Origin of the sequence: Nocardioides hankookensis (assembly GCF_042658885.1) — a bacterium.
GTDB lineage: Bacteria > Actinomycetota > Actinomycetes > Propionibacteriales > Nocardioidaceae > Nocardioides > Nocardioides hankookensis.
On sequence record NZ_JBHSRJ010000005.1, the window covers coordinates 532,857 to 542,466 of the forward strand.

Consider the following 9,610-nt stretch of genomic DNA (forward strand, 5'->3'; position numbering starts at 1 on the left):
GGTGTGGAGCCGGAGACCGAACTGACCAGCGACCCCGGCCGAACGCCCCGCTCAGCGGTCCGCCCCGGGCATTCGGGACTGATGCACCTGCTATCCGGGCTATCGCGCCAGTGACGATGGGGCTCGTGGCCGCCGCAGGGGGAGGCCCACGATGAGAGCGAGGATTGATGCTCACCGCCGATCACTTGAACATCACTGGGGCGACGGGGCCGGCGCATCGCGGATTCGCTGGCTCGTACCGAGCCGGCGTCGCCGGCGCTGGGTGTGCGTCGGATCTTGGTGATGCGTTGGGCGGCGCGTCATGGTGTTAAGAGATGCCGCTCGCGTCGAGGTCTCGATCCTCGGCCCGGTCCGCGTATCGAGAGACGGCCAATCAGTTGATCTCGGCACGCCGCGCCAACGGACCATCATGGCGGCGCTGGTCTTGTCGTTGGGACAGACGGTGTCGCTGGACACGCTCGTCGAACGAGTGTGGGGTGCTGCAGCCCCTGCAACGGCGACCGCGACACTTCAACGGTACGTCGCCTCGCTGCGGCGGGTGCTCGAACCGGACCGAGCAGCCCATGAGCCACCATCCGTGATCGTCACCGACGGCGGCGGCTACGCCTTGCGACTCTCGACGGCAGCAAGAGACGTCTCTGTGCTCGAGGATGCCGTTGCCACCGCCCGCGGCCTCCTGTCTGACGTGACCGACATGCTGCGCCCTCAGGTCACGACGTCCGCCGCAGAGGAGGCGGCGGCTCGCGCGGCCGAAGTTCTGCAGAACGCGTTGGGGCTGTGGCGCGGACGACCCTACGACGAGCTTGATGACGATCCTGACGCAAGCGCGGAGCGCGCGAGGATCGAAGACCTTCGGATCTCTGCCCTGGAGATGCGCATCGTCGCGATGCTCGCGATCGGTAGGCACGCTGAGGTCGTCGGTGAGGTCGAGTCGATGACCACACTCCACCCACTTCGCGAACGGTGGTGGGCGTTGTACGCCATCGCGCTGGTCCGAAGCGGTCGGCAGGGCGAGGCGCTCGAGGCGCTTGGCACACTGCGTTCCATACTCGACGAGCAGCTGGGGGTTGACCCGTCAGCTCCATTGCGGGACCTTCAGACCGCGATCCTGCGCCAAGACGAGACGCTTGAGTGGGGCCCGATCAAGTCGGGTGCGCTGCAGTCTGATTCGGGTGACCCCGCTGTGAATGAATCGCCGACGACTGCCGAGTGTGTTTTTTCGGGTCCGGCACCGGCCGGGTCCCGATGGCCGCTGGTGGGGCGTGAGAGCGAGTTGAGCGAACTCAATGCACTGCTCGCACGTCCCGGTCGGAATCACGCCACAGCGGCACTGATCACCGGCGAGGCCGGCATCGGCAAGTCCCGGCTGGCGCACGAACTCACCCGCGTCGCGCGGCATAGTGGCTACGCCGCCATTGAGGTGCACTGCGTGGAGCGGGACGCGCCTCCGCTGTGGCCGTTGCGCACGGCTTTGACCGTGCTCGCCGACGAGGCCCAACCACCTGATGTCGACCCGAAGATGACCGACCTCGAAGCTTGGGGCTTTGGTGCTCGCGAGCATGTCATCGAGGCTTTGCTGGCGGCGTCTGCGGCGAAGCCGCTCCTCCTCGTCGTCGATGACGTGCACTGGGCCGACTCGACCACATGCCAATTCATCGAGGAACTGGTCAGCCGTCCCACGAGCGCTGCCTTGGCCATAGTGTTGACGCGGCGCACCGGCGCAGGAGACGACCGCCAGATGAGGCGCCTTGCAGCCGCTGTCGCCCGCAACGAAGGCGTAAGGGTCGATCTCGAAGGTCTCACCCTCACGGGGGCCGAGGAACTCGTCCGAACCGTTGGCGGGGGAGTGGCTGCCGATGCCGCACAGCTCTGGGACAGGAGTCGCGGGAATCCGTTCGTCCTCGGCGAGCTCGCTCTTGCCGGCGGTGCCCTCAGTGGATCGTTGATCGACGTCGTGAGCACCCAGATCATGACGCTGCCAGCGGCGACGGTGACCGCCCTACAAGCGGCCAGCGTCATCGGATCGCCGTTCGATGTCGGTCAGCTGGCGGCGGTGCTCGGCCGGGACGAGCTGGAGACGCTCGATGTCCTCCGCACTGCGGTCTGCGCAGGGCTGGTCGTCGAGCAGGACCTCGGCGAGACCTCTCACGCGTTCCGGCATCCCGTCGTCGGCGAGATCGTGCTGATAGAGCAGTCTCATGCCGCTCGCTGCAGCTGGCACGCCCTGGCGGCCAGGGCGCTGTGCGAGCGCGGGCGTCTCGCCGACGCCGAGCAACGTGCCCGGGCGGCTGACCATTGGCGCCAGGCAGGGCGCAGCCACGCAGCAGATGGGTGGCGGGCACTGCTGGACGTGGCGGCTCACGCACGTGCTGGCTTCGCGTACGCCGAAGAAGTCGGTCTGCTGCGAGCGAGCGCCGAGCTGCTGGCCCTAGACCTCGACGCCGGCGCCGGTGAGCGCTTTGAGATGTTGATGTTGATCGCCGACGCCTGCCGATGGAGCGGTGACTGGCACGGAGTGTCAGAGGCGGTCGACGAAGCTGTGACCATTGCTGAACGTCTCGGTGACGACCTGCTTGGGGGCCGCGCAGCTCGTGCGCTAGCAGATAGTGCACTGTGGCAGGTTCGACCGTTCGGCTACATGCACGAACCGACTCGCGACTACCTCGACCGCCTCCTTCGCCGTCTCGACATCCGTGAGGTGGCTCTGAAGTGTCGCGTCCAGGTCGCCTTGGCGATGGAGCTGCATTTCGACTCAACACAGACGGGTCTCATCGACTCGTTGATCGACGACGCTGTGCGCAGCGCCGATGCCACGGACGACCTCGAGCTGCAGCTGAGCACCTATCACGGCGCGTTCGTGGCGACGTGGCGGCCCGATACCCTCGAGCGGCGCGCCGCGCTCGCGAAGCGTGCGCTGCATGTCGCAGAACGCCTCGATGACCCACGAGCGCGCGTCGTGGCCGAGGTGCTCTCGTTGATGTCTGCGAGCGAGCTCGGACAGGTCGAACGTGTTCGTTCCAGACTGCCTCGAGTCGCGCAACTCGCCGCGAGCCGGGGACTCATCATCCCTGAAGCACTGCTCGGCGCACTAGCGCTTGGGTGGTCGGCGCTTGAGGGTGACACCACTGCAGTGAGAACGCACTCGGCGAGGCTCATCGCAATGGTCGCAGAAGGTCGGAATCCGAACCTCGGGCCGGTCATCGGAGCGGCCGTCGTCACCGCTGCCGTTCTCAACGGCGACGCGCAGGCAGTCCGGAGGACCTCCGACGCTCTGGCTCCGAATGGACAGTTGTCGTCAAGTCTGTTCAGGGCCGGCCTCCTGGTCCGGCTCGGGCACTTCGACGCGGCACATGAAGAACTCGCGGTCGCAGAAGGCGGGCTAGCTGAGCACACCTTCATGGGTCCTGTAAACGCCGCTCTTGCATGCCAGCTCGCGGCTTCACTCGGGGCAACGCAGCTGACCGAGGAGGCGTACACCGTCTTGTCACAGCACGCCGGTCGAATGTGCTCGGCAGGTCCGGTGGCCCTGCTCGGTCCAGCCGACCTCTACCTGGCGCTGGGAGCGAAGGCGCTCGGCCACCAGGGAATGGCGGAGACCCATCTGGCGGACGCGAGTCGAATCATCCGCACACGGGGTCTCTTCGGCCTCCAGGGCTTGCTCGATGAGGTCCAGAACGTTGTCCATGACGGCCCCCCGAGCCCGGATGCCCTCCCTCCGGACGAGTCTCGGGGGCGTCCACTCGGCAGCGGCGCGGGCACGCGCCGAGGCCTGGACCGACGATGAGGATCATGGAATGAAGAAGTCGATCGACAAACGACAGGGCATCTTCTCGCTCCTGCTCGTCGGCGCATCCGACCAGGCGGCTTCGACCGACATGGCCGCCGACCTCCTCATGCTCGGTTCGCTACGGTCCGGGTCCCCGTACTGGCCCTGCGTGCTGTGGGAGGCGGGGACCGGGCGGCAGGACTTCGTGCACGTGAACGGCCCGTGCCGCTGCTGATGCTGGACGGCAAGGGCGAGTCTTCCCGCTCCGGTCACCGCGGTCGGTCGAGGTTGGATTGCGGGACGGTCTGACGCTCGAAGTCCTTCCTCGCTCGAACGCGCTCGCGACGGCTCGGTCGGCCTGAGGATCTTGCGTCGCCCACGTCGTGCGGTAGGGCCCTGCTACTTGTCTGGCGTCGTTCGTCTGCCGCCTTCCGCGTGGCGTGACGATTGCCGGACGGTGTCCGTCAGTGCCTCGTCATACGGCTCCCTAGCGCACCGTGGAGCGGCTGATCGTCCTTCGTTCCCTCCAGCGTCGAGCCGGCATGCTGGGCCAAAGTTGGTGAGGTCCGGACATCTTTCCTCACGGTCCGGAGTTAGACGGCCTGCCTGGGGTGGCCCGCGTCGTCGTATTCGGATCATTGGGACGATCTCGACTGTTCGAGGACTCGTGCACCTGCCGCCCGGGCCGCCGGCACCGTGACCGTGAGCGCATGCGTCTGCTTGCTGACCGAGCCCGGTCCTTCTTGCCTCGCTTCCTCATCACCCTGCTGGTGGGTGCGCTGGTGGCGTCTCTCGGGCTCGCCCCTGCCCACGCCGCAGGCGAAGATGGGACACCTCCGACCCTCACCATCACTCCTGGCCCCAATGTCGTTTGGCATGGCGGGCCGGTCACGTATCACGTGAAGGCAACGGACGGCGGCCAGGTGCAGTCGCTCGCGTACACGGCGACCGGCGCCGACTCTAGGGCGAGTGCGAACCTGGACCCCGTGAACGGCGGCGACGTGACGTTCGGTGCGAAGGGCGTCACCCGGGTTCTGGTCACCGCCGCTGACAAGAGCGGCAACCAGGCGCATGCCGACTTCGAGGTCCGCATCGATCTGGAAGATCCGACGGTGTCGCTCGGTCTCACTGAGGGCGAGGTCTACACGAAGGGTTCAGTAGAGACCGTCGGCTACTCGTGTGACGACCCCGGGTCAACCAGCAGCCCCGCTTCCGGGATCGCATCTTGTCAGGGTGATGTGGTTGACGGTGGCCGACTGGACACGTCGACGATCGGCGCGCACACCTTCACCGTGGTCGCGAGGGACAAGGCAGGCCGGAGCTCGACGAAGAAGGTGTCCTACACGGTCAAGGCGGCGACATCGTCGCTGGCGACGCTGCCCGACGACCTGATCACCAACGGGCGTGTGGACGGTGTAGGCACTGCGGGCACGACGCTGACGGCGTCGTACACGATCTCCCGACCTCCAGCCGACCTCTCCGTCGAGGTCATCTGGTCGCGCGACGACGAGATGATCGATGGTGCGACCGGTCCGACGTACGTCGTGCGCGCGGCTGACCTGGACCACACGGTGAGTGCGCAGGCTGTAGCGACGCGTCCGGGCTATCCCGTGCGTGCCTACGACCTGGGCAGTGTGGACGTCGTCGACGGTGACGTGTTGGCGCCGGTGGTGAAGGCTGACCCAGACCCGATCGCCGGGTGGTTGCATGAGACGGTCACCTACCACTTGAGCGCGACTGACGATCGCCCCCACGACACGGGGGTGAGCGCGCTCGGCTACGAGCTGTCTGGAGTCACGCAGGGTTCCGGCGACCTGGACCCTGCCGAGGGTGGCGACTTGTCGGTGGAGAACGAGGGCGTCACTCGGGTGCTCGCGACCGCGCTCGATGGCGCAGGCAACAACGGACGCATTGGCTTCGACGTCCGGATCGACATGACCGACCCCACGGTGACCGTCAGCACGATCCAGCCCAGCTACGGTCGGGGCCAGCAGGTCCGAGTGGTCTACAGCTGTGGTGATCTCCAGTCCGGGATCAAGTCCTGTGTCGGCGATGTCCCCAGCGGGGGCCTGCTCGACACCTCGTTGTTCGGGGAGCACTCGTTCACCGTGACCGCGACCGACAACTCAGGCCTGACCACCATTCGCAAGCAGACCTACCAGGTCGGTGTCGGCCTTCAGGAGCAGACCCCGGCGAAGATCACCGGGTCCGGGAAGGTCGGCATGGTGCTGGTCGGCACGGCGCCGACGTTTGTCCCGGAGGCAACCTCCGTGTGCCGGTGGTTCCGCGACGGCGACCCCATCACCGCTGAAGGCGTGGATCGCTACACCACCCGTATCGACGACGTGGACAAGACCGTCACCTACCGCTGCGTCAGCTCGCGTGAGCTGTACGTCCCAGTGGACAGCACGTCCGAGGGCTTGAAGATCCTGCCCGGCAGTTTTGACGACGATCTCATCACCGATGCGCGCGTGGACGGCACCGGGGCTGTGGGTTCGACGCTGACGGCGTCGTACACACTCACCGATCCGCCGGCCAACCTCGTGGTCACGACTTTTTGGCTCCGAGACGGCGTAGCGATCGATGGCGCGAACAAGCCGACGTACGTCGTGCGCGCGGCAGACTTCGGTCACACGCTGAGTGCCCGAGCGTGGGCGCAGAGTCAGAACTACCCCAGCCGTTTCTACGACCTAGGCAGTGTGGACATCGTCGACGGTGACGTGCAGCGGCCGGTCGTGACGGTTACTCCAGAGCCATCCGAACTCTGGCTGCGCGGTGCGGCTACCTACCGCTTCAGCGCGACTGACGATGGTCCCGGAGACACTGGGGTGGGGACGTTCGGCTACGAGCTGACTGGTGACACACAGGGTTCCGGCGACTTGGATCCCGCGGGCGGCGACGTGACGGTGGAGAACGAGGGCGTCACTCTCGTCGTCGCGACCGCGATCGACCGCGCAGGCAACAGTGGCGGCCGTGGCGTCTTTGTCCGGATCGACCTGACTGACCCCACGCTGAACCTCAGCGCGATCGAGGCCAACTACGACCGTGAACAGCAGGTCAAGGTGACCTACAGCTGTTCCGATCTCCAGTCCGGCATCAAGTCGTGTGTCGGCGACGTCCCCAGCGGCAGCCTGCTCGACACCTCGTTGTTTGGGAAGCACACGTTCACCGTGACCGCGACCGACAACTCGGGTCGCACCACGACCCGCAAGCAGACCTACCAGGTCGGTGTCGGCTTGCAGGAGCTCACGCCGGCCACAATCCTCGGATCCGGGAGAGTCGGCGAGGAGCTGGTCGGCATCGCGCCGGTCTTCACTCCTGAGGCGACCTCCTCGTGTCAGTGGTTCCGCGATGGCAACGCCATCGCACCCGACGGCGTGGATCGGTACACCCCCGTCGACGACGACCTGGACCAGACCCTCACGTACCGCTGCGTCAGCTCGCGTGAGCAGTACGTCCCAGTGGACAGCACCTCGGAGGGCTTGAAGGTCCTGCCCAGTGATCCCACCCATGACCTTCTCGCGCCGGTGGTCACGGCTGATCCGGAGCCGATCGACGGGTGGCTGCGAGCGGCGACCACCTACCACCTGAGTGCGATCGACGATCGCGCTGATGACACGGGGGTGAGCAGCTTCGGCTATGTGCTGTCGGGTGTCACTGACGGCTCTGGTGATTTGGACGTTGCTGGGGGCGGCGATGTCACGATCGAGAACGAGGGCGTCACCCACGTCGTCGCGACCGCGACCGACGGTGCGGGCAACGAAGGGGTGAAGGACTTCGACGTCCGGGTCGACCTGACCGACCCCACGGTGACCCTGAGCGAGATTGAGCCGAGCTACGAGCGCGACCAGCAGGTCGTTGTTTCATACAGCTGTGCCGACGTTCAGTCGGGGGTCGAGTCGTGCGAGGGCGACGTCGCCGACGGGGACGTGCTCGACACGTCGACGCTCGGTGAGCACACGTTCACCGTGACGGCGACGGACCGGTCGGGCCGGACCACTACCCGCAAGGAGACCTACCAGGTCGGTGTCGGTCTGCAGCAGCTGACTCCGCCGACGGTCGCCGGGTCTGGGAAGGTCGGCGAGGAACTGGTCGGCACGGCGCCGACCTTCGAGCCCGAAGCCACGTCGATGTGCCAGTGGTTCCGCGACGGCGCCGCGATCACTGACGTGAGCGTGAGCTACACGCCTGTGCCGATTGACATCGACACCGCCTTGACCTACCGCTGCGTCAGCTCGCGTGAGGGCTACGTCCCGGTCACCAGCGCGTCGGAGGGCGTGACGGTCCTGCCCGGAGAGTTCGGCGACGACTTTGTGACCAATGGGGCTGTTGCCGGTGTCGGTGAGATTGGTGCGACGCTGACGGCGTCGTACACGATCATCGATCAGCCGAACGACCTCGGCGTCGAGGTCATCTGGCTGCGCGACGGCGAGGTGATCGAGGGTGCGACCGGTCTGACCTACGACGTGCGTCCGGACGACCTGGGCCACACGGTGCGTGCCGTGGCCGTGGTGACCCGTCCGGGCTACACCGAGCGCCGCTACCCGCTGGGTAGCGTGGACGTCGCGCCAGATTCGGGCGACGTGTTGGCGCCGGTGGTCACGGCTGATCCGGAGCCGATCGACGGGTGGCTGCGAGCGGCGACCACCTACCACCTGAGTGCGATCGACGATCGCGCTGATGACACGGGAGTGAGCAGCTTCGGCTACGTGCTGTCCGGTGTCACTGATGATTCTGGTGATCTGGATGTTGCCGCCGGCGGCGATGTCACGATCGAGAACGAGGGCGTCACCAACGTCGTGGCGACCGCGACCGACGGTGCGGGCAACGAGGGTCTGACGGACTTCGACGTTCGGATCGACCTGACCGACCCCGAGATCTGGTTCCTCAGCCCGCTCGGTGGAAGTTACCCGCAGGGGTACGAGGTCGAGCTGGATTACACGTGTTCCGACAATCAGTCCGGGGTCGAGTCCTGTGTGGGCGACGTCCCCAGCGGGGGGATGCTCGATACCTCGACAATCGGCGAGCACGTCTTCAACGTCGTCGCAATCGACAGCTCCGGACGGAGATCCGTCGCGGCGGTGGCGTACGAGGTCTACGGTGAGCTCCAGCAACTGACGCCGCCGACCACCGCCGGGTCCGGGAAGGTAGGCGAGGAACTGGTCGGCACGGCGCCGACCTACGATCCCGAGGCTACGTCCATCTGTCAGTGGTACCGCGACGGCGTCTGGGTCGAGGGCGAGGGTGTCGATCGCTACACTCCAGTCGCAGAGGATCTCGACGCCACCCTGACCTACGCCTGTTTCAGCTTCCGCGACCAGTACGAGACTGTCTACAGCGTCTCTGGTGGCGTGACCGTCCTGCCCGGTGACCTGGCCGACGACCTCGTGACCAATGGGGCAGTTGCGGGTGTCGGTGAGATTGGTGCGACGCTGACGGCGTCATACACGATCGTCGATCCTCCGGCTGATCTCGGCGTGGAGGTCATCTGGCTACGCGACGGCGAGGTGATCGAAGGGGCGACCGGTCTGACCTACGACGTGCGTCCGGACGACCTGAGTCACACGGTGCGGGCGGTGGCCGTGGTGACCCGTCCGGGCTACGTCGAGCGGCGCTATCCCCTGGGCAGGGTGGATATCGAGGTTCCGGAGCCCACGGCGGTCACGTCGACGTCGGTGGAGCTGTCGGGTGACTCGACGGTGGTGGGTGGTCAGGTGCTGACTGCGGCCGCTGAGGTCGAGGTCGAGGGTGGTGACGCCCCGGTGGGTGAGCTGTTGATCACGGTCGATGGTGTCGAGGTCGGTGCGCAGGATGCTGGTGACGGTGTGCTGCGGGTGGATCTGC

The 9,610-nt window shown here is 66.5% G+C and carries 3 protein-coding genes; all 3 read left to right on the plus strand.

The window, feature by feature from the left end; all coding sequences use genetic code 11:
• The first annotated feature begins 301 nt into the window (after positions 1 to 301).
• A complete protein-coding gene (locus tag ACFPYL_RS17100) occupies positions 302 to 3,784 on the plus strand; it encodes a BTAD domain-containing putative transcriptional regulator (protein ID WP_379156836.1) in 3,483 nt (1,160 codons plus the stop codon).
• 10 nt (positions 3,785 to 3,794) lie between these two features.
• Positions 3,795 to 4,001 carry a hypothetical protein gene (locus tag ACFPYL_RS17105; protein WP_379156839.1) on the plus strand — a complete coding sequence of 69 codons (207 nt, stop codon included), beginning with the start codon at positions 3,795 to 3,797 and terminating at the stop codon, positions 3,999 to 4,001.
• A gap of 475 nt (positions 4,002 to 4,476) precedes the next feature.
• Positions 4,477 to 9,610, plus strand: a 5,134-nt coding sequence (locus ACFPYL_RS17110) for a hypothetical protein (protein WP_379156842.1), incomplete at its 3' end; no start/stop codon positions are given.